The sequence below is a fragment of the Roseomonas sp. KE2513 genome, from assembly GCF_016107305.1.
Lineage (GTDB): Bacteria > Pseudomonadota > Alphaproteobacteria > Acetobacterales > Acetobacteraceae > Roseomonas.
Genome location: NZ_RCVR01000195.1, coordinates 1 through 473 on the forward strand (window position 1 = coordinate 1; position 473 = coordinate 473).

The 473-nt window shown below is 67.4% G+C and carries 1 protein-coding gene; it reads left to right on the forward strand.

Annotated elements, in window-relative coordinates; all coding sequences use genetic code 11:
• A partial coding sequence (locus D9599_RS30930) for a transposase (RefSeq protein ID WP_198385164.1) occupies positions 1 to 473 on the forward strand: 473 nt, incomplete at both ends.

The window sequence follows — 473 nt, forward strand, 5'->3', positions numbered from 1 at the left end:
CACTTGGTGAACGCCCGGTCCCAGCTGGTCGGCATCTCGACGGACCTGTCGAACCAGCTCCGGAGCGTGCTCAAGACCTTCGGTCTGCGGGCCCGCAGACGGGCAGGCGGAGCGTTCGAGGCTAAGGTGCGGCAGTCGCTGGCCAACCGGCGCGAGGTGGCAGCGGTGGCCGAGCCGCTTCTGACGGTGTGGTGGACGGTGCGGAATGAGATCGCTGGGCTGGATCGCTGGATCATGGCGGCCGCCAAGGATGACCCAACCTGTCGGCTGCTGATGACCTGCCCGGGCGTGAGCGCCGTAAATGCCACAAGCTTCAGCGCGGCCGTGAAGGCACCAGGGCACTTCCGGCGCTCGCGCTCGGTAGGCGCCTATCTCGGCCCGACACAGAGACAGCACCAGTCCGGGGAAATGGACCGCAGCGCGGGCGTGTCCAAGCACGGTGACAAGCTCTTGCGCAGCTACCTGTTCGAGGC